General features: G+C 61.6%; 18 protein-coding genes, 4 tRNA genes and 1 pseudogene. 9 read left to right on the top strand and 14 right to left on the bottom strand.

What is annotated here, in order from left to right; all coding sequences use genetic code 11:
- Positions 1-164 precede the first annotated feature (164 nt).
- The 4 genes from BM321_RS26180 to BM321_RS26165 form a co-directional block, all read right to left on the bottom strand.
- Complete coding sequence (locus BM321_RS26180; RefSeq protein ID WP_170847601.1) at positions 165-944, bottom strand: ABC transporter permease; 780 nt, start codon at positions 942-944, stop codon at positions 165-167.
- Between the two features lie 2 nt (positions 945-946).
- On the bottom strand, positions 947-1879 hold the full coding sequence (locus BM321_RS26175) for an ABC transporter ATP-binding protein (RefSeq protein ID WP_092201886.1): 933 nt from the start codon (positions 1877-1879) through the stop codon (positions 947-949).
- A gap of 135 nt (positions 1880-2014) precedes the next feature.
- A complete protein-coding gene (locus BM321_RS26170) occupies positions 2015-2638 on the bottom strand; it encodes a glutathione S-transferase family protein (protein ID WP_092201959.1) in 624 nt (207 codons plus the stop codon).
- Positions 2639-2682: 44 nt separating this feature from the next.
- Complete coding sequence (locus BM321_RS26165; protein WP_092201884.1) at positions 2683-3342, bottom strand: transglutaminase-like domain-containing protein; 660 nt, start codon at positions 3340-3342, stop codon at positions 2683-2685.
- Between the two features lie 303 nt (positions 3343-3645).
- On the opposite strand from BM321_RS26165, the gene BM321_RS26160 reads away from it, so the two are divergent.
- Entirely contained in the window at positions 3646-6093 is a 2448-nt protein-coding gene (locus BM321_RS26160; protein ID WP_092445723.1) for an acyl-CoA dehydrogenase, read from the top strand.
- Positions 6094-6211: 118 nt separating this feature from the next.
- Entirely contained in the window at positions 6212-6619 is a 408-nt protein-coding gene (locus BM321_RS26155) for a PA2817 family protein (protein WP_003204309.1), read from the top strand.
- A gap of 168 nt (positions 6620-6787) precedes the next feature.
- Here BM321_RS26155 and BM321_RS26150 read toward each other — a convergent pair whose 3' ends face one another.
- Positions 6788-7786: a LysR family transcriptional regulator gene (locus BM321_RS26150; RefSeq protein ID WP_092445721.1), complete on the bottom strand. Its 999-nt coding sequence runs from the start codon at positions 7784-7786 to the stop codon at positions 6788-6790.
- 90 nt (positions 7787-7876) lie between these two features.
- Between BM321_RS26150 and BM321_RS26145 the strand changes: the two genes are divergently transcribed.
- The 3 genes from BM321_RS26145 to BM321_RS26135 all read left to right on the top strand — a co-directional run bounded on the left by BM321_RS26145 (position 7877) and on the right by BM321_RS26135 (position 9978).
- Positions 7877-8503 carry an alanyl-tRNA editing protein gene (locus BM321_RS26145; protein ID WP_092445719.1) on the top strand — a complete coding sequence of 209 codons (627 nt, stop codon included), beginning with the start codon at positions 7877-7879 and terminating at the stop codon, positions 8501-8503.
- A gap of 67 nt (positions 8504-8570) precedes the next feature.
- A complete protein-coding gene (locus tag BM321_RS26140) occupies positions 8571-9341 on the top strand; it encodes a 2OG-Fe(II) oxygenase (RefSeq protein ID WP_092328297.1) in 771 nt (256 codons plus the stop codon).
- A gap of 1 nt (position 9342) precedes the next feature.
- Positions 9343-9978: a LysE family translocator gene (locus BM321_RS26135; protein ID WP_092445717.1), complete on the top strand. Its 636-nt coding sequence runs from the start codon at positions 9343-9345 to the stop codon at positions 9976-9978.
- 115 nt (positions 9979-10093) lie between these two features.
- Here the strand turns inward: BM321_RS26135 and BM321_RS26130 are convergent.
- The 4 genes from BM321_RS26130 to BM321_RS26115 all read right to left on the bottom strand — a co-directional run bounded on the left by BM321_RS26130 (position 10094) and on the right by BM321_RS26115 (position 10507).
- Positions 10094-10169, bottom strand: a tRNA-Gly gene (locus BM321_RS26130).
- A gap of 3 nt (positions 10170-10172) precedes the next feature.
- Positions 10173-10248 (bottom strand) — tRNA-Glu (locus tag BM321_RS26125).
- A 105-nt stretch (positions 10249-10353) separates the two neighbouring features.
- Positions 10354-10429, bottom strand: a tRNA-Gly gene (locus BM321_RS26120).
- Positions 10430-10431: 2 nt separating this feature from the next.
- Positions 10432-10507 (bottom strand) — tRNA-Glu (locus BM321_RS26115).
- Positions 10508-10879: 372 nt separating this feature from the next.
- Here BM321_RS26115 and BM321_RS26110 point away from each other — a divergent pair.
- Positions 10880-11638, top strand: coding sequence for a hypothetical protein (locus BM321_RS26110; RefSeq protein WP_072406400.1), 759 nt, complete (start codon positions 10880-10882; stop codon positions 11636-11638).
- Positions 11639-11851: 213 nt separating this feature from the next.
- Here the strand turns inward: BM321_RS26110 and BM321_RS31435 are convergent, their stop codons facing one another.
- The 4 genes and pseudogenes from BM321_RS31435 to BM321_RS26095 all read right to left on the bottom strand — a co-directional run bounded on the left by BM321_RS31435 (position 11852) and on the right by BM321_RS26095 (position 16286).
- Positions 11852-12715, bottom strand: coding sequence for a methyl-accepting chemotaxis protein (locus tag BM321_RS31435; protein ID WP_371103551.1), 864 nt, complete (start codon positions 12713-12715; stop codon positions 11852-11854).
- A pseudogene (locus tag BM321_RS31430) lies at positions 12713-12937 on the bottom strand (HAMP domain-containing protein); the annotation flags it as partial. The gene BM321_RS31435 and the pseudogene BM321_RS31430, both read right to left, overlap by 3 nt.
- A gap of 992 nt (positions 12938-13929) precedes the next feature.
- Positions 13930-15318, bottom strand: a complete 1389-nt coding sequence (locus tag BM321_RS26100) for an aminotransferase-like domain-containing protein (protein WP_092445713.1) — start codon at positions 15316-15318, stop codon at positions 13930-13932.
- Positions 15319-15524: 206 nt separating this feature from the next.
- Entirely contained in the window at positions 15525-16286 is a 762-nt protein-coding gene (locus BM321_RS26095) for an SDR family oxidoreductase (protein WP_092445711.1), read from the bottom strand.
- 224 nt (positions 16287-16510) lie between these two features.
- On the opposite strand from BM321_RS26095, the gene BM321_RS26090 reads away from it, so the two are divergent.
- Entirely contained in the window at positions 16511-17512 is a 1002-nt protein-coding gene (locus BM321_RS26090) for an NADP-dependent oxidoreductase (protein ID WP_092445709.1), read from the top strand.
- 120 nt (positions 17513-17632) lie between these two features.
- On the opposite strand, the gene pyrF is transcribed toward BM321_RS26090, so the two are convergent.
- Complete coding sequence (gene pyrF, locus BM321_RS26085) at positions 17633-18331, bottom strand: orotidine-5'-phosphate decarboxylase (RefSeq protein ID WP_060741184.1); 699 nt, start codon at positions 18329-18331, stop codon at positions 17633-17635.
- Positions 18332-18620: 289 nt separating this feature from the next.
- Between pyrF and BM321_RS26080 the strand changes: the two genes are divergently transcribed.
- Both BM321_RS26080 and BM321_RS26075 read left to right on the top strand, forming a co-directional pair.
- Positions 18621-19379, top strand: a complete 759-nt coding sequence (locus tag BM321_RS26080) for a response regulator (RefSeq protein ID WP_092445707.1) — start codon at positions 18621-18623, stop codon at positions 19377-19379.
- Positions 19379-20422 carry a sensor histidine kinase gene (locus BM321_RS26075; RefSeq protein ID WP_092445705.1) on the top strand — a complete coding sequence of 348 codons (1044 nt, stop codon included), beginning with the start codon at positions 19379-19381 and terminating at the stop codon, positions 20420-20422. Before BM321_RS26080 ends, BM321_RS26075 begins: the two co-directional genes overlap by 1 nt.
- The last annotated feature ends 81 nt before the right edge of the window (positions 20423-20503 follow it).

Here is a 20503-nt window from a genome sequence, read left to right as displayed (position 1 = left end):
CGGTCTGTACTGCGGCTAACAGTCAGAATCGAGCTTTGTCCCTCCTCCCCCCTTCAAGTCCTACCATACAAGCGAGCTTGCTCGCGATAGCAGTGTGTCAGCCAGAAAATGGCTGAATGACCCGACGCCATCGCGAGCAAGCTCGCTCCCACAGGGGGCTGGGGTCAGGTGCGCATGCCGCGCCCGCTGACCAGCAACCGCGCGCAGCCGATGTAGAGCACCACGGTGGCCACCAGCATGAAGGTGATGGCGATGCTGATCTTGATGTCCGACACCCCGAGGATGCCGTAGCGGAACGCGTTGACCATGTGCAGCACCGGGTTGGCCAGGGACACGGTCTGCCAGAACGGTGGCAACAGGGAGATCGAGTAGAACACCCCGCCCAGGTAGGTCAGCGGCGTGAGCACGAACGTCGGGATAATCGAAATATCATCGAAGTTGCGCGCAAACACGGCATTGATGAACCCCAGCAGCGAAAAGATCGTGGCCGTGAGCACCACCACCAATATCGTCACCCCGAGGTGATGCACCTGCAGATCGGTGAAGAACAACGACAGCAGGGTCACGATCAGGCCAACCGCCAGGCCGCGCAGGACACCGCCCAAGGTGTAGCCGATGAGGATCGTATGGGGCGACACCGGCGAGACCATCAGCTCTTCGATCGAACGCTGGAACTTGCTACCGAAGAAACTCGAGACCACGTTGCCGTAGGAGTTGGTGATCACCGACATCATGATCAGCCCCGGCACGATGTAGTCCATGTAAGTGAAGCCACCCATGTCGCCGATCTGCCGGCCGATCAGGTTACCGAAGATCACGAAGTACAAGACCATGGTGATGGCCGGTGGCAGCAGCGTCTGCGGCCAGATCCGCGTGAAACGCCGGACTTCACGGTAAACGATGGTATTGAGGGCGATGAGGTTGGGGCGCAGTTCGGAACTCATGCTCATACCGCCACCTTCGCCAGATTCTTCTCCACCAGGGACACGAACAACTCCTCGAGGCGATTGGTTTTGTTGCGCAGGCTCAGCACTTCAATGTTCTGCAGGGCCAGTTGGGTGAACAGCCCGGTGATGCCCACGGCTTTGTCCACCTGCACTTCCAGGGTACGGCTGTCCACCAGGCGGGCCGGATAGCCGACGAGCTGGGGGGCGGTCTTCAGGTCATGTTTCAGGTCCAGCAGGAAGGTTTCCACATGCAGTTGGCTGAGCAACTGGCGCATGCTGGTGTTCTCGACAATGGTGCCGTGGTCGATGATGCCGATGTTGCGGCACAACTGCTCAGCCTCTTCCAGGTAATGGGTGGTGAGGATGATGGTGATGCCTTTCTGGTTCAGCTCGGTCAGGAAGCTCCACATCGAGCGACGCAGCTCGATGTCCACGCCGGCGGTCGGTTCATCGAGGATCAGCAGACGCGGCTCATGCACCAGCGCGCGGGCGATCATCAGGCGACGCTTCATGCCGCCGGACAGCGAACGGGACGGCACGTCACGCTTGTCCCACAGGCCCAATTGGGTCAGGTACTGCTCGGCGCGCTCGTTGGCGATCTTTGGCGGGATGCCGTAGTAACCGGCCTGGGTCACGACGATGTCGAAGGTCTTTTCGAACTGGTTGAAGTTGAATTCCTGGGGCACCACGCCAATGCAGCGCTTGAGGGCTGCGGGCTCGCGGTCCAGGTCATGACCAAAGACGTTCACCGTGCCGCTGGTCTTGTTCACCAGGGTGGAAAGAATGCCGATGGTGGTGGATTTGCCGGCACCGTTAGGGCCGAGCAAGGCGAAGAAATCACCTTCGGCGACGTCCAGATCGATACCACTCAAGGCCTGGAAACCGTTGCCGTAGGTTTTGGTTAGCTGCCGGATGGACAGAGCGGAACTCATATCGGATTACGCACCAAGAAGGGAGGGAAGAAAAGAATAGATAAGGGCGGGCGGCGAGCAATGCAACACGGCGCACCGAGGCAATGGTGCTTGGCGTCGCCGCACAAGTACAGTCAAGCGTGTTGATAGTAGGTATTAAGTCAACGCAGTCATGACGGCTTTGCGGTAGGCCGGGCGCTGCTGCAACCGTGCGTACCAGGCCTGTACGGCAGGCCGCTCGGCGCGCTGGATAGGCATCTCGAACCAGGCATAAATGAAACTGCCCAGGGGAATGTCGCCCACGCCGATTTCATCACCCGACAGGTAAAGCTGTGCACTCAAGGTCCGCTCGACCATGGCCAGCAGATCGTCGCACTCCTTGATCGCCGCATTGATGGCCGTCCAATCCTGTTGTTCGGCCGGGGTGCGCAAGACGCCCCAGAACACCGTGCGAAACGGTGCGGCAAAGCTGGACGTGGTCCAGTCCATCCATTTTTCAGCCTGGGCCCGGGCCTGTACGTCAGCAGGATACCAGGCCGATCCCGACGCATGACGGGCCGCCAGGTAACGCACGATGGTGTTGGACTCCCACAGCACGAAGCCGTCGTCCTCGATCGTCGGCACGCGGCCGTTGGGGTTTTTCGCGCGGTACTCGGGCGTGTCCACCACACCGAACGCCCCGCCCGCATCGATGGCCTCGTAGGCCAGCCCCAACTCCTCCGCGCACCATAATGCCTTGCGCACATTCGATGAATTTTTCCGGCCCCATATCTTCAGCATCACGGCGTCCTCGATGGATAAATGCCGCAGCAGCATACGCCTGATCAGGCGCGACTCAAATCGTCCTGCATGTCGCCGAGCAAGCGCGGCACCTGTTCGCCGAACAGATGCGGGTAGCACTTCTCCAGGTGTTCGAAGAAAAATGCCTCGGGCACGTCGGCGAACTGGCCATGGTCAGTGATGTACTCCATCAGCTTCGCCCCTTGCCGATTGAACGGGTGGAAGACGCTGTCGTGGCGACCGTCGAACTCGAGCGGGGCCACGTCGAACAACGCGCACAAGCCCTGGTTGAAAGCCGGCGTGGCCTTGACCCAGCGGTCGTTCAGGTACAGCTCGGTATAACCGTGCATGGCGAACACGTCGCTCCTGAGCAGTTCCAGCAGACGCGGGGTGGACAGGTGGTTGCGTACATCCGCCAGGCCGATACGCGCCGGGATGCCGCAATGCCGGGCGCAGCCGGCCAGCAAGGTGGCCTTGGGCACGCAATAGCTTTCACTCGCAGCCAGCGCGTAACTGCCGCACAGGGTCGCCGGGTCGCGACTGAAGGTATAGGGGTTGTAGCGCACCGCCTCGCGCACGGCGTAATACAGGCTGACCGCCTGGGCCCGCGGGTCGCGCTCGGCGCCGCGGTGGGTTTCGGCGAAGTCGATGACCGCGGGATGATCGCTGTCGATGAAGCGGCCGGGGTTCAGGTATTGCTGCATGTAAGGAAAGACCTCTCGGGAAACATCACCGCAGATAATGCCGAACCAGATCGTTGTGGCGAACTGGCATCGGGAAACCACGAGTTTATCCACCGCCCCGGCCCAACGATAACGGCATTCCGGCCAAACAATGGCGTTTTCTCACCTTGTTAACGAACGATTTCCCGCGGCTGTTGCCAACCAGACTGGCGCAATGCAACCAGGGTTTCCCACGAAATCAATCACATCGCGCCGACTGCCGGTTTTGCAGATGCCGTCTAAGCTCTGAAGGTCGGTTTTGCCTTGGTTCACGGAGGATTACATATGCTGTTGTTGTGGATACTGGTCCTGGTTGTCGGGATCGCCTGGCTTACGCATCGGCGCACCGCCCCGCTGCCCGCGCTGGGTATCGTCGCGGCCTACCTGTTGGCCATGGGCATTTTCAGCCATGCGCCCGGCTGGCTGATGCTGATCCTCTGGGTGGTGCTCGCGGCTGTCGCGGCCCCGCTGCTGCTACCGGACCTGCGCCGCAAATATTTCAGCGCGCCGATGTTCGACTGGTTCCAGAAAACCCTGCCGCCCATGTCCGAGACCGAGCGCGACGCCATCGATGCCGGCACGGTGTGGTGGGATGGCGAACTGTTCAGCGGCCGCCCGGACTGGGACTTGCTGCTGGCCTACCCCAAGGTGCAACTGACCGAGGAGGAGCAGGCGTTCCTCGACGGCCCTACCGAAGCCCTCTGCGCGATGGTCAGCGACTGGCAGATCGGCCAGGCCATGGACCTGCCCCCTGAAGCCTGGGCCCATATCAAGGAGCACGGGTTCTTCGCGCTGATCATTCCCAAGGAATATGGTGGCAAGGGCTTCTCCGCCTATGCCCACTCCCAGGTCGCGATGAAACTGGCCACGCGCAGCGGCGACCTGGCCTCCACCGTGATGGTCCCCAACTCCCTCGGCCCGGCGGAATTGCTGCTGCACTACGGCACCGACGAGCAACGCGACCATTACCTGCCGAGACTGGCCCGCGGCGACGATATCCCCTGCTTCGCCCTGACCGGGCCGCTGGCCGGCTCCGACGCCGGGGCGATGCCCGACACCGGCATCATCTGCAAGGGTGAATGGGAGGGCCAGGAAACCCTCGGCCTGCGCCTGAACTGGGAAAAACGCTACATCACCCTCGGCCCGGTGGCCACGCTCCTGGGCCTGGCCTTCAAGGCGTATGACCCCGACCACCTGCTGGGTGACGAAGAAGACCTGGGCATCAGCCTCGCCTTGATTCCCACCGACACCCCGGGCGTGCATATCGGCCGCCGTCACCTGCCCCTGGGCGCCGCGTTCATGAACGGACCGAACTGGGGCAAGGACGTGTTCATCCCGCTGGACTTCCTCATCGGCGGTCAGGCCATGCTCGGCAAGGGCTGGATGATGCTGATGAACTGCCTGTCGGTCGGGCGCTCGATTTCCCTGCCGGCGGTGGGCACCGGCGCTGCGAAGTTCACCAGCCTGGTGACAGGCCAGTACGCCCAGGTGCGCGAACAATTCAACGTACCGTTGTCGGCGTTCGAAGGTATCCAGGAGGCCATGGCGCGCATCGGCGGCAACGCCTGGTTGATGGATGCGGCACGCATGCTGACTGCCAACGCCGTGGACCTGGGGGAAAAACCTTCGGTGCTGTCGGCCATTCTCAAGTACCACCTGACCGAGCGTGGTCGAGAATGCATCAGCCACGCCATGGACGTACATGGCGGCAAGGGCATCATCATGGGCCCGAACAATTACCTGGGGCGCAGTTGGCAAGGTGCGCCAATCTTCATCACGGTCGAAGGCGCGAACATTCTGTCGCGCAACCTGATGATCTTCGGCCAGGGCGCCATTCGCTGCCATCCGTTCGTCCTCAAGGAAATGGCCCTGGCAACCCGTGAAGACAAGGACCAGGCGCTGGTCGAGTTCGATGCCTTGTTGCTCAAGCACATCGGTTTCGCCGTCAGCAACGCCGCCAGCACCCTGGTGCTCAACCTGGGCCTGGGGCATTTCGAGAGGGCCCCCGGCAATGCCTTGAGCCAGGGTTATTTCCGCGCCCTCAACCGGCAGGCCGCGGCATTCGCGCTGCTGGCGGACTTGAGCATGATGCTGCTGGGCGGAGAGCTCAAACGCCGCGAACGCTTGTCGGCCCGCCTGGGCGACGTCTTGAGCAACCTGTACTTGGCGTCCGCCGCGCTCAAGCGTTATCACGATCTGGATTCGCCGGACCACATGACACCGCTGTTCACCTGGGCCATGGAAGAAAGCCTCGGCCAGTCGGAACGTGCGCTGGATGAACTGCTGAGCAACTTCCCGAACCGGGTACTGGGCTACCTGTTGCGCCTGGTGGTGTTCCCCTTCGGTCGGCGTCACAAGGGCCCGAGCGACAGGCTCGACGCCGAGGTGGCCGCGGTCATCGGCCGGCCCAAGGGTGACCCGACTCTGGAAGAGTTGCTGCAGGGTTGCTATCGCCCGCAATCGACCGACGATCCGGTGGGCGCCCTGCAACACGCCGCCGACCTGCTGGCGGCCGCCCATCCGCTGCACAAGAAACTGCACGGTGCGCTCAAGCAGGGTCAGCTCAATCCGGCGCCTGGCGAACCCCTCATCGATGCGGCCCTGGAGGCCGGCGTGCTGCAAGCCGGTGAAGCGCAGACCTTGCACGCGGCCGAGGCGGCGCGGCGCAAAGTCATCGACGTGGATGATTTCGACAAGGCCGAACTGACGCTGGCCCCAGACAAGGTCCGTTGATCCTGATGGCCAGGTACGCTCCGTCACCTAGAGCTCTTCACCTATAGCTCTTCACCTACAAAAGCAGGCGCAAGGGCTTTATACTCCTGCGCCCGTTTTGCTCTTGAGGACTTATCTCGTGTCCAATGTCGTTGCCGATCACCTTGTCTTGCTTGACCACTTGCGCAGCATCCTGGTCGCCGTGGGTGAGGCCGAACAGGTGCCCGAAGAAAGCCACGCCTTGTTCCTGGAGCGCTTCGACGAGTTGCGCGCGCAATTGCCCGTCGATCCGATCGAAAGCCAGTACCTGGGCCAGGACCTCCTGTGCCAAGTGATCGTCCGTTATCCACAGATCGCCCACCTGGTGCCTCGCGACTTGCTCTGGTACTTCGCCGGTGACTGCCTGCACTACATGCCTGACGAAGAAATCGCCCTGTACCAGGCCCTAGAAGAACGTCGTTTCGAAGCCGAGCAAAACGACGAGCCTTTCGACTGGAACCAGGAAAAGCAATTGCTGGCGATGTCGGACCAGGACAGCAAGCACTGATTGCGATCCGTTATGCGCAAGGCCCGCACGGTTAAACCGGCGGGCCTTTTTTTGGTCTTGCCGGAGTGTGTTGCCTGGACGGGCCTCATCGCGAGCAAGCTCGCTCCCACAGTGGGTGCTGTTGATCCTGAGCTTGTGTGGGAGCGAGCTTGCTCGCGATGAGGCCCGTCAGAACAACCCATCACTTTCCGGCAACTCATAATGCGCCGCGACCTTGCTGGAACGCCCCCCTCCCGCCACCTTGTTCAAGGTCGGCTCCTTCGCCAGGCACTCCACCAGATAATCAATGAACACCCGCAGCTTCGGTGGCAGGTAGCGGGTCGGCGAATGCAGCAACCACAAGCCACCATGGTACGAAGCGAGGAACGTCCAGTCGGCCAACACCTGCACGATCAAGCCCTGTTCCAAGGCATGACGGGCGGTGAAGTACGGCAGGCTACCGATGCCGATGTGCTGCAAGACCGCCCCCAACCGCACCCCCGTGTGATTGGCTGCGTAGCGTCCGCGCACGCCTACGGTGACCGACTTGCTGCCTTTCTTGAATTTCCAACGCGCGTCATTGGGCGTTTCGCCCAAGTAAATGCAACTGTGCTCCAGCAAATCGTGGGGATGCGTGGGAACACCGTGCTCCGCCAGGTATTGCGGCGTGGCGCAGAGCAGGTGGTCAATGGTCAACAACTGGCGCCCCACCAGTCCGGCCGATGGTTGATCGGTAATCCGGATGGCCAGGTCGACGTGATCATCGATCAGGTCGACCTGCCGATCCTCCAGGAACAACTCCACATCGACCTTCGGATAACGGCGCAAGAATTCAGGCATGTGTGGATGAATCACGAAACGCCCCACGGCCTTGGGCACGCTGACGCGGATGCGCCCTTCCGCTTCCTGGGTGAACTGGCCGCTGATTTCCATCACCGACCGAGCGGCGGCGACCATCTCCTGGCAGCGCTTGAACACCTCTTCTCCGCCATCGCTCAAACGCAACTTGCGGGTGGTGCGCTGCAGCAATCGGGTCGCCAGGGCTTTCTCCAGGCGAGAAATGCTGCGGCTGATGGCCGACGGCGATGAGCCTGACTGGCGGGCCGCTTCGGAAAAGCTGCCGGTCTCCACAACCTTGACGAAGACCGCCATTTCGGCGAGCAACGGCAACGGTAGATTTGTGCTCATGGTGCAACAGTCCTTTGAAATTTGAACGGATTATCACCCTTTTACACGCTACCTATAATCCCGTCACAATTTCTGATGTGGGTATGGACCATGACGCTTCGCCTTTTTTTCCATAGCGATGACCTCAAGGCCAACGTGGAAGTCCTGGACTGCAGCCCCCGGGAAAACGAATTCGCCGTGGTGCTGCGCGCCACCCTGTTCCACCCCCAGGGCGGCGGTCAGCCCTGCGACACCGGATGGATCGGCGACAGCCAAGTACTGCGCGTCGTTCAGGACGGGCAACAGATCATTCATTACGTCGACCGCCCAGTAGCCCCCGGCATGGCCGCGATCCGCGTGGATGAGCAGCGGCGGCGGCTGAATTCACGCCTGCACTCGGCCGGGCACCTGATCGGCCATTTTGCCGAAAGCCGTGGCTGGAAGCCGATCAAGGCCCACCACTGGCCCGGCGAAAGCCGCGTGCAGTTCCAGCCTGGGGAACATCCCGAGGAGCTGGACACATCGATCATCCAGCAGGGCATCGATGCATGGATCGCCGAAGACTTGCCTCGCCTGATCGCACTTCGCCAAGGCACCCGGGAAGTCGGTTTCGGTGAGCTGACGGCTTACGGCTGCGGCGGCACCCATGTGCGACGGTTGCAGGAACTGGGAGCCGTCACCATCGCCTCGCTTTCGCAAAAGAAAGGCACGCTGTCGGTGCATTACCACGTGGCCTGATACCCGCCACCCTTGCGACCAGGAACCGCTCGCAGGCCCCCTCCCCCTATTCAGACGGACCTGTCTCATGATGCTTGATGTCGAGCACCTCGATCAGTGGTGCATCAAGAAACTGATAGATGGCGAAGTGCTCGCCGTGCGCTTGAAAAACTTCCTGTCGCCATCGTTGGCCATTGAAATTGGCAACAAGATCCTCGCCCCCGGTTTCGAAGGTTATATCAACGCCCCCAGCATCGGGCGCATCGGCATGGCCTTCTACGAAGCCGAGAATCAGCCGCCACTGATCGAGGACTACTTCAACCAGGCCGGTCGCAATATCGTCGAGCTGCGCAACCGCTGCGCCCCCTACTCCTCGCCGGTCGACACGTTGCGCTGCATGCTCGACGAAACCTGGCCGGCGGGGGCACACCTGGAAAGCCTTTATGGCCGGAAGATGTACGTAGGCCTGTCTCGCGTGGTGAAACCCGGCGTGTGCTTCCTGGCCCACCACGATATTTTCGCCAAGGATGCACCCGACAGTTTTCAGGCCCACAGCCTGCAAGCCCAGCTCGCCTGCAACGTCTACCTCAACATGCCCTCTGAAGGTGGCGCGCTGCAAATGTGGGATAAGCATGTCTCGCCAGAGCTGTTCGATGAAATGCGCGGCGACAGCTACGGCATCGACCCCGCCCTGCTCGGCCGCCCGACCCTGGAAGTACGACCGCAACCCGGCGACTTCATCATGTTCAATTCGCGATGCATGCATTCGGTCAGCCCCGGTGTGGCCGCCCCACGCCTGAGCCTTTCTTTTTTTGTCGGCTATCGCGGCGACTCCTCACCCCTGACCTTTTGGAGCTGAAATGCTATCCAACTACCTTGGTGAATTCCTGACCCTGGCCACCCTGCACTTTCTGGCGGTGGTCGCGCCCGGTCCGGATTTCGCCGTGACGATTCGCCAGAGCGTTCGCTTCGGCCGATGGGTCGGTATCTGCACTGCACTGGGCATCGGTGCCGGCATCTCGGTGCATGTCCTCTACACCTTGCTCGGCGTCGGCGCGCTGATGCACACAACCCCTTGGTTGCTGACGGTCGCCAAGGTCGTGGGTGGCGCCTACATCCTCTACCTGGGCGTCAGTCTACTGCGCAGTCAACCCAAGTCCGCCCTGGAAGGCGAGCAGCCCAATGACCAGGCTGCTCGACAAACGCCCGTGAAGGCGTTCGCCACCGGCTTCCTGACCAACGCGACCAATCCGAAGGCCACGCTGTTCTTCTTGGCGATCTTCACCACGCTGATCAGCGCCACCACGCCCCTGCAGATCCAGATGCTGTATGGCGTCTGGATGTGCGGTGTAAACGCCCTGTGGTTTGTCGTCGTAGCACTGTTTTTCTCCAGCTCCAAGGTGCGCGAAGTGTTCATGCGCATGGGGCACTGGTTTGAACGGACCATGGGGGTGATTTTGATTCTTTTCGCCGGGCGACTGATCCTTTCGATGTGAAATTCGACAGCGGGAAAACGCCAGGATCAGTCAGAGGGCGATAGGTGTCAGGGGAATTTCAGCTGTTTCACAGGCGTAAAAAAACGCCGCTCGTATGAGCGGCGTTTTTTGAATTTGGAGCGGGAAACGAGACTCGAACTCGCGACCCCGACCTTGGCAAGGTCGTGCTCTACCAACTGAGCTATTCCCGCAAATGGCGTCCCCTAGGGGACTCGAACCCCTGTTACCGCCGTGAAAGGGCGGTGTCCTAGGCCACTAGACGAAGGGGACACGCTAACTGAAACACATGGTGTGTGTTTCAGTGCCCAAATCCGCATCCGAAGATGTCGGCTCTGGCTTCACTCAGCACTGCCCGAAAGCAACACTGTTTAAAATTGGAGCGGGAAACGAGACTCGAACTCGCGACCCCGACCTTGGCAAGGTCGTGCTCTACCAACTGAGCTATTCCCGCATTGGCGTCCCCTAGGGGACTCGAACCCCTGTTACCGCCGTGAAAGGGCGGTGTCCTAGGCCACTAGACGAAGGGGACACACGTACAACATTCACTACTTGGAGCGTTTGGCTGAGTGCTTTACGCTGTAAGTGGCGCGCATTCTATGGATGGATTGAAGGGTCGTCAACCCCCAGATATAAATTTATTTAAATCAATGACTTCGCCCGGTTTGGGGGGCGATCCGCACATTTTGCTCGTCCGGTCTCTGACGCCTATATTCTGTCGCCCGCCGAGACGCTATAGTCGCGCCCGGCAAATAATGGCAATGTGCTCCTACCCGATCATGCGTCCTATAAACAGCACGACGCCCGTCTAATCACGTCGCTCGGGCCTATGCGCTTAAAAGCCAAGCCACTACACTCATGACATGCGTACCCTAATAAAGAGGTCTTACCGGTGACACCACTCATGATCACCCTGCTCGTCGTAGCCGGGATCGCCCTGTTGATCGCCATTGGCTACATGAACCACGTGGTGGAAAACAACAAGCTGGAAAAGGCCCGCACCAAGGTAGAACTCAACGACCGCATGCGTCGCTGTGGCGAGCTCACCGAAACCTTCCCCGGGCAGTTGATGACCCCTGCCCTGAAGTTGTTGATGACGCGCCTCGAGATGAATGTCTGCCAGCGCCTGCTGAACCTGGAGAAAACCAATTCTGCGGTCAAGGCACGCCTGGATGAACTGAGCGCACTGGCTGCCCAGGGTGAATCGATCCCGGTGAGCAATCCACCGGCACCGATCCAGACCGAAGCCAAGGCCAAGGACGTTCGCTTTCTGCTCGAGGCCTTGCATGGCCAGATCACCCGCGCCGCCCAGGACGGTTTCCTGCCGCCCAACGAAGCCAAGCGCTGGATCCGTGAAGTGCGGCACATCCTGGTGCTGCTGCACATCGAGTTCTTCAACAACCTCGGCCAGCAGGCTTTGCAACAAGAACAACCCGGGCAGGCTCGCCTGGCCTTCGAGCGCGGCGTGCAGTACCTGCGCAAGCAACAGGAACCGCAGGTCTACGCCGAACAACTGGCCTACCTGGAGAAACTCCTGGCCCGCGCCAATGCCCAGGTCCTGGCCAGCACCCAGCCGGTCGAGGGCGAGGTCAACCAGTTGACCGAAGGCTTGAAGGACGACGAAATAAACGACGAGTGGAAGAAGAAGAAAGTCTACGACTGATACGGCTCCACCCTGTGCGGGTGGAGTTTCTGTGGCTAGGGAGCTTGCTCCCGCTGGAGTGCGCAGCGCTCCCACGCATTTCGGGTCTGCTCCGTAGCCCGGCGGGAGCGAGCTCCCTCGCCACGGGGCCGTAGCCCAAGAAGCCTTCCGAAGCTACACCCTACGCCTCCAGGCTGGCAAAACTGTTGGCACGTTGGATCTGCTATCGCGGACTCACAACTTGAAATGCCCCACCATCCCTTTCAACTCAACCCCCAACTGCGCCAGCTCGATGCTGGAAGCGGCATTGCCGCGCATCGCCAGGGACGATTGATCAGCACTGGCGCGAATGCTGGTGACACTGCGGTTGATCTCTTCGGCCACCGAGCTCTGCTGCTCGGCTGCCGCGGCGATCTGTTGGTTCATCTGCTGGATCAACGACACCGCCGCCGCAATGCTGCCCAACGCGCTCTCGGTCTGCAGTGCGTCGCTGACCGCCATCTTCACCAGCTCGCCACTGCTCTGAATCTGCTGTACGGAAGCCTGGGCCGCTGAACGCAAGGCGCTCACCAGTCGCTCGATTTCCTCGGTGGACTGTTGCGTGCGCCTGGCCAGGGCCCGCACCTCATCGGCCACGACCGCAAAGCCCCTGCCCTGCTCCCCGGCACGGGCCGCCTCGATAGCGGCATTGAGGGCCAACAGGTTGGTTTGCTCAGCCACGCTCTTGATCACACTCAGCACCGTGCCGATGTTCTGGATCTCGGCGCTGAGACTTTCGATGCTGGAACTGGCCGACGTGGCCGAATCGGCCAGTTGTTCGATGCGCACCATGCTCTGGCGCACCACCTGCTGGCCGCTTTCGACCTTGTCGTCGGCAGTCTGGGCCGCTTGTGCCGCTTCTTCGGCATTGCGTGCCACATCGTGCACGGTGGCCGTCATCTGGTTCATGGCCGTGGCGACCTGCTCGGTTTCCTCTTTCTGGCTGCTGACTTCCAGGTTGGTCTGCTCGGTCACAGCCGACAGCGATTGAGCCGAATTGGCCAACTGCTCGATCCCGGCCTGCAAGCCGCTGACAATACTGCTCAGCCCTGCGCCCATCTGTTGCATCGCCTGCATCAACTGGCCAATCTCGTCCCGGCGCGTCACTTCCACCGTGGCGCTCAAGTCCCCCGCCGCGATCCGCTGGGCAACGCGAATGACACTGCGCAGCGGCGTCACGATCAGCCGGGTGATGACCCACGCCGCGATCAATCCCACCAGCAACGCCAAGGCCGACGAACCGATGATCAGCAGCGAGTTCTTCTTCAGTTCGGTCTGCATGGCCTGGTCTTCGGCACTGAAGGCCTGGTCGACCCGCGCCACCACTTGGTCGGCACGCTCGTGCAGTTGCTGGTAGACGACTTTTTCCTTCGCCAACAGGCCGGTGTACTCGGCCAGTTGCTCATTGAACCCAGCGATATGCCCGGCCACTTCATTAAGCACGGTCTGGTAACCGGGGTCCTTGACCGTGGTCTTGAGCGCTTCAGCCAGTTTCATGGCCTGCTCGGCCTGTTCGATGCTCCCTTCTCCGGCGCCCTCGACATTGCCTTTGCGGCTCTGGTCCAAACGGATCCGCGCCTCGTTCATGGCCTGCAACATCAACCGCGACACTTCGCTGATCTGGTTGGCCTGCTCGATGAACTCGGCCCCTTCCTTGCCTTCGGAGTCCTTCAAGGCATAGGTACCGTCATCCGCCAGCCCGGCCTGCAATACATCGAGGTTGTTGGCCACGCTGGACACCGACCAACTGGCCATTTCCAGCGCCAGGTCCTTGCTCTGGCTCAACCCGACAAACTCGTCGAATGCCTTGCGATAGGCCCCCAGCGCTTGCTCAACATCGTTCATCACCGGCACGTTGGCAGGCGACTGCGCCTTGAGCTCGTTCGCCAGGGCCAGCAGCCCGTCGACACCCTGGCGCAGGGCATCGGCCGTCTTGGAGTCGGAACGCGAGGCGTACTCCTGCTCCAGCAGCCGGACCTTGAGCAACCCGCTGTTGAGGGACGACATCTGCTTCAGGCCATCGAAGCGATAGCTGATGGTCTGCAGGGACCAGACGCCGATGGCCGCGACCACCGCGGTCAACAGCAGCACCAGGACAAATCCGATACCCAGTTTTTTTGCCATACCCAGGTTGGCAAAACGTCCTTGCACGGCCGAAATCATTGCGCTCAGTCCTCTGCCAGTGTGTGTTGATTGCAGATTCGCAACGAGACGCCCTGCAACACAAGATGCTGGCGTCGGAATAATGGCAAAAAGCTACAGCCGCGTCGTTTTCAGGACACTTGAGGTCGATCCAGAGCCGCAGCCCGGAAAAAACCCAGCGCTCGGGGATCACGGGCATAGGCCACGTTGATCCGTAGCCAGTCGCTGTCGGTGCCCGAAGGGCTGAAGGCCGTGGGCGAAGACAACAACACGCCGAACCGCTTGGCCAAGCGCTGTAATCCAGCGTAGTCACTGATTGGCGGTCTTGCCCAAATGAAAAGCCCGCCGGCCGGTTTGCCAAAGACCTCCCAGTCGGCATCCTCCAATACCTGTAACAACGCCGCCGTATCGACGCCCAAGCGCTGGCGCTGGCGCTGGACCAGTTTGCGATAGGCCCCATTGGCCAGGAGATTGGCCAGCACCGCCTCGCAGAACCGCGACCCACCCATGCTGGTGATGCCCTTGACCTCGCTCAGGCGCGCGATGATGGACGGCCCGGCCACCACGAAACCGACGCGCAACGAACTGCTCAGGGTCTTCGAGAAACTGCCCACATAGACCACGTCGGCATCCAGCGCTGCCAACCGGGTTCGCGCCGAATTCTGGAAGTCGCCATAGGCATCGTCTTCGATCACCAGCACGGCGTGTTGCTTCGTCAGTTGCAACAACCGCTGGGCCACGGCCGGGGCCAGGTTGCTGCCGGTCGGGTTGTGACAGGCACTGTTGACGAACAGCGCACTGGGCCGGTGTGTCGCCAACAAGTCTTGCAACACATCGACGTCCGGGCCGCGCGGGGTCCTGGGCAGTTCGATCATGTCGATCTTGTGCAACCTGAGCAGGTCGAACAGGCTTGAATAGCCAGGGCTTTCCACCACCACACAGGCGCCTGGCTGCAGCAATGTCCGCACGATCAGGTCCAGCCCATGGGTCGCCCCGGTGGTGGTCAGGATCAGGTCTTTATCGGCCTCGATATTGAATTGCTTCAGGCGCCTGGACAGCTGCTCACGCAAGGCAGGCAGCCCCAGCGACGTACTGTAGTTGAACAACCCCGCCATGTCGGTGCGAGTGACCTGCCGGATCGCATAACCCAGGTCATCGCTTTCACGCCAGCTCTCGGGCAACCCACCACACCCCAGCTTCAACGCCCAGGGCGGGGAATCACCGCCCTCGGCGGGCATATCCTGCCGCCGATCCGGGTCGATGCACGCCTGCCCGGAGGTGGGAGCTGGCGCGACGAAAAAGCTGGAGCCATGCCGGGACGCCAACAGGCCTTGGGCAACCAGGCGCTCACACGCTTCGTTGACGCTGGACTGGCTGAGCAGGTTCTGCCGCGCCAGTTGGCGCACGGACGGCAGGCGAGTCCCCGGTTGCACCGCATCCTGTCGGATCCAGCCGGTCAGCGCGTCGACGATTTGCTGCACGACAGGCACCAAGGCCTGCCGGTCGATTCTCAACTCCATGAGTAACCAAACTCCTAAGCGTTTGTTTTATTTCCGGAAACAGTTAAGCACAGGCCACCCGCGAACGATGTACGACAACGTCGCCAAAACCGCCGATTCTCATCCTTTGAAACACATTGATAGGCCGCTCCGGGGATGTTTCCCAGGCCCAAAGAAAAAGCCCGCAACCAGTGCGGGCTTCTTCCTACAAGCTCAGGGAAACGTCCTCAGAACGCCGTGACGCCGCCGTCCACCGCCAGGGAATGGCCGGTGGTGAACGCCGCGCCATCGCTGCACAAATAGAGCACGGCGCTGGCGATTTCCTCGACCTTGCCGATACGCCCCACCGGGTGCATGGCATTGGCGAACTCGCCCTTTTTCGGATCCGCCTCATAGGCACGACGGAACATATCGGTGTCGATCACCGCCGGACAGACTGCGTTCACGCGGATCTTCTTCTTGGCGTATTCGATGGCAGCCGATTTGGTCAGGCCGATCACAGCGTGCTTGGAGGCGGCATAGATGCTCATCTTCGGCGCAGCGCCCAGGCCCGCCACCGATGCCGTGTTGACGATGGCACCGCCGCCTTGGGCCAGCAGCAAGGGCAGCTGGTACTTCATGCACAACCAGACGCCCTTCACATTGACCCCCATGATCGCGTCGAACTCGTCGAGGGTACCATCGGCCAATTTGCCCTTCTCGATCTCGATCCCGGCGTTGTTGAAGGCGTAGTCTAGGCGCCCATAGGTCTTGATCACCTGGTCCATCAGTTGCTGCACATCGCTTTCCAGCGTCACGTTGCAGCACACGAATACCGCCTCGCCGCCCGTATCGCGAATCGACTGCACAGTACGCTCGCCGCCCGGCACGTCCAAGTCGGCCACAACCACTTTCAGGCCCTCTGCCGCGAACGCCTGGGCCGTGGCGCGGCCGATGCCGGCGGCGCCGCCGGTTACCACGGCGACCTGTCCGGAAAACGTCATGCTCATTGTCTGTTCCTCGAAGAATGCGGGGTCGCGCCAGTGTAGCCACAGCCTGGCGTGGCACGGCAGCACTATCCAGATGCCGGTTGGGCATTCATGGGTGCCAGTGATAAGGGCCCTGGAGGCACTATCACTGGGTTGGATCGAAGTGCATTCGCTGGGGCGGCGAACCTTGCGGCAAACGCCTCGAAGGTCTATCAACAAGTCTTCATTCATCTTGAGTGCCAACCATGACTGCCCAGACCAATCGCCAGTTCCTGCTCGCCAAACGCCCGGTAGGCGCCGCGACCCGCGAGACTTTCACCTATCAGCAAGTACCGGTGGGCGAGCCGGCAGCCGGCCAGATCCTGGTGAAGAACGAATACCTGTCCCTGGACCCGGCCATGCGCGGCTGGATGAACGAGGGCAAGTCCTACATCCAACCGGTGGGCATCGGCGAAGTGATGCGGGCGCTGGGTGTCGGCCAAGTGATTGCCTCGAACAACCCGGGGTTCGCGGTCGGGGACTACGTCAACGGTGCCCTGGGTGTGCAGGATTATTTCCTCGGCGAGCCAAGGGGTTTCTACAAAGTCGATCCGAAACTGGCACCGCTGCCACGTTATTTGTCCGCCCTGGGCATGACCGGCATGACCGCTTATTTCGCCCTGTTGGACGTCGGCGCGCCCAAGGCCGGCGAAACCGTGGTGCTGTCGGGCGCCGCCGGTGCGGTGGGGAGCATCGCCGGGCAGATTGCCAAGATCAAAGGCTGTCGTGTGGTGGGCATCGCTGGCGGTGCCGACAAATGCAAATTCCTGGTCGATGAATTGGGCTTCGACGGCGCCATCGACTACAAGAACGAAGACGTCCACGCCGGTCTCAAGCGCGAATGCCCCAAAGGCGTGGATGTGTATTTCGACAACGTCGGGGGCGACATCCTGGATGCCGTGCTCAGCCGACTGAACCTCAAGGCCCGCGTGGTGATTTGCGGTGCCATCAGCCAGTACAACAAGGAAGCGGTGAAGGGCCCCGCCAACTACCTGTCACTGCTGGTCAACCGGGCCCGCATGGAAGGTTTCGTGGTGATGGACTACGCCTCGCAGTTCGCCGCCGCCGGTCAGGAAATGGCCGGATGGATGGCCAAGGGGCAGCTCAAGAGCAAGGAAGACATTGTGGAAGGGCTGGAGACCTTCCCCGAGACACTGACCAAATTGTTCAGCGGGGAGAACTTCGGGAAACTCGTACTCAAGGTCTGACACACAACAACTGTGGGAGCGAGCTTGCTCGCGATGAGGCCCTGTCAGTCAACATTGCTATTGACTGACATACCGCTATCGCGAGCAAGCTCGCTCCCACAAGGGCCCTTCAGGGTAGGATCAGGCCAGTTCGGCCACGACCGCCGCCAGCGCCTGGGCCGGATCGGCGGCCTGGCTGATCGGGCGACCGATCACCAGGTAGTCGGAACCGGCGTCCAGCGCCTGACGCGGGGTCAGGATGCGACGCTGGTCGTCCTGGGCGCTCCCCGCCGGACGAATCCCCGGGGTCACCAGTTGCAACGACGGGTGGGCCGCTTTCAGGGCGCCGGCTTCCAGGGCCGAACAGACCAGACCGTCCAGGCCGGCCTTCTGCGCCAGCGCCGCCAACCGCAGCACCTGCTCCTGAGGCTCGATGTCCAGGCCGATCCCGGCCAGGTCCTCGCGCTCCATGCTGGTCAGCACGGTCACGCCGATCAGCAACGGTTTCGGGCCGCTGCGCTGATCCAGCACTTCACGACAGGCCGCCATCATGCGCAGGCCACCGGAGCAATGCACGTTGACCATCCATACGCCCATCTCCGCAGCCGCCTTGACCGCCATGGCGGTGGTGTTGGGAATGTCGTGGAACTTCAGGTCCAGGAACACTTCGAACCCCTTGTCACGCAGGGTCCCGACAATTTCCGAAGCGCAACTGGTGAACAGTTCCTTGCCGACTTTGACCCGGCAAAGCGTGGGGTCCAACTGGTCGGCCAGCTTCAGGGCGGCGTCACGGGTGGGGAAATCCAGGGCGACGATAATGGGCGTCTGGCAGGCGGACATGAGCGGGCTCTCAGGCAAGTCGAAATCGGCGCGCATTGTAGCGGAACGAGCGCCCGTGCGGGACCCGATGATCGGTAAATCTCATCGGCCCCCAGCAGCATGGACGATAGCGACCTTTGTGTCGAAGCCGATACATTCATGACACGCGTACAACACGTCGACACGCTACCGTCCGCCGCCGCAACCCGCCCTTTCAGCGCTTCACGCCTCGCGGCACGACGCCTATGCTGAAGCCTCAACCTCGCCGCCTTCTTTGCGGTTGGCAGCCTACCTGGCAGATGATGCATCCATGCAGAACACCCCTGTTGCAAATTCTGACGATCAAAAAGTGTCCGACGATGACAAGCGCTGGAGTACCCGCGCGCTGATCGTCGACGACGACGTGCCGATCCGCGAGCTGCTGATTGATTACCTGGCCCGTTTCAGCATACGGGCCAGCGGCGTGACCGATGGCGCGGCCATGCGCCAGGCGATGCAGGCCGAGCACTTCGACGTGGTCGTGCTCGACCTGATGCTGCCGGGTGAAGACGGCTTGCAGTTGTGTCGCTGGTTGCGCGCCGAATCGGACATCCCGATCCTGATGCTCACCGCCCGCTGCGAGCCCACCGACCGCATCATCGGCCTGGAACTGGGCGCCGATGACTACATGGCCAAGCCGTTCGAACCCAGGGAACTGGTGGCGCGCATCCAGACAATCCTGCGCCGGATACGTGACGACCGTACCGAGCAACGGGCCAATATCCGTTTTGACAACTGGCGGCTCAACAGCGTGCTGCGCCAACTGATCTCGGTCGACGGACTGGTGGTGCCCCTGTCCAATGCCGAGTTTCGCCTGTTGTGGGTCTTCATCGAACGACCGCGCCGGGTGCTCAGCCGCGAACAACTGCTGGACGCGGCACGCGGCCGCTCCATCGAAGCGTTCGACCGCAGTATCGACTTGCTGGTATCGCGCCTGCGCCAGAAGCTGGGCGACGATCCCAAGGCCCCCCAACTGATCAAGACCGTCCGCGGTGAGGGCTACTTGTTCGACGCCCGGGACATCGGTTGATGCGACTGCGCCTGGACTCTCTGTTTGGCCGCCTGTTCGGCGTGCTGCTACTGGCGATTGTCCTGGCGCATCTGTTGGCCTTTGCCTGGTTTTTCCATTACGACCAGCCGCCCCCCGGGCCACCGCCAGGAATGAGCCAACAAGACAAAGGCCCCCCGCGCTTCGGCCCGCCCCCCAACCGCCGTCCGCGTCCCTGGTTCGGCGGCCCGGTGGTACCACTGACCTTTCAATTCGTGTTCCTGATCATCGCGGCCTGGTACGGCGCCAAGCTCCTGACCCGACCGATCCAACGCCTGAGCGACGCCGCCGAGCGCCTGAGCGAAAACCTCGACAGCCCTCCGCTGGATGAAAACGGCCCCCGTGAGGCACGGCAGGCAGCCCATACGTTCAACCTGATGCAGCAACGGATCCGCGAGCAGGTGCAGCAGCGTTCGCGCATGCTCGGCGCAGTGTCCCATGATCTGCGCACGCCGCTCTCGCGGCTCAAGTTGCGCCTGGAGCAAATCGATGACATCAAGCTGCAAGGCCAGATGCGCCAGGACCTGGACGACATGATCGGCATGCTCGATGCCACCCTGACGTACTTGCACGAACAACGCACCAGCGAAGCGCTGCAATGGATGGACGTGCAGGCCCTGGTGGAATCATTGAGCGAAAACGCCCAGGACCAGGGCGCCGATGTACAGGTCAGCGGCGCCTGCGCCCCATTGCAGGTGCAACCCATGGCACTGCGCTCGTGCCTCAACAACCTCATCGACAACGCCCTGCGCTACGCCGGCCATGCCTTGATTGCCCTGCAAGACCAGCAGCATCAGGTATTGATCCGGGTCATCGACCACGGCCCCGGTATTGCGGCGGACAAACGCGAGGCGGTGTTCGAGCCCTTTTTCCGCCTGGAAGGCTCGCGCAATCGCAACTCTGGCGGTGTCGGCCTGGGCATGACCATCGCCCGGGAAGCCACCGAACGCCTGGGCGGGCAGTTGAGCCTGAAAGAAACGCCGGGGGGTGGGTTGACGGCGGTGATCAGCCTGCCTCGTCTCTGAGCCCTCTTATCGCCTACAGGGGGCAGCGTTGATCTGGAGGTTTTGTACACCCGTCGGTACAAACTCCACACACCCACGACA

Origin of the sequence: Pseudomonas sp. NFIX10, assembly GCF_900111955.1 — a bacterium.
GTDB classification, from domain to species: domain Bacteria; phylum Pseudomonadota; class Gammaproteobacteria; order Pseudomonadales; family Pseudomonadaceae; genus Aquipseudomonas; species Aquipseudomonas fluorescens_AA.
Note: the sequence above shows the minus strand (reverse complement) of the source record. Positions and strands in the feature narration are given on the sequence as shown.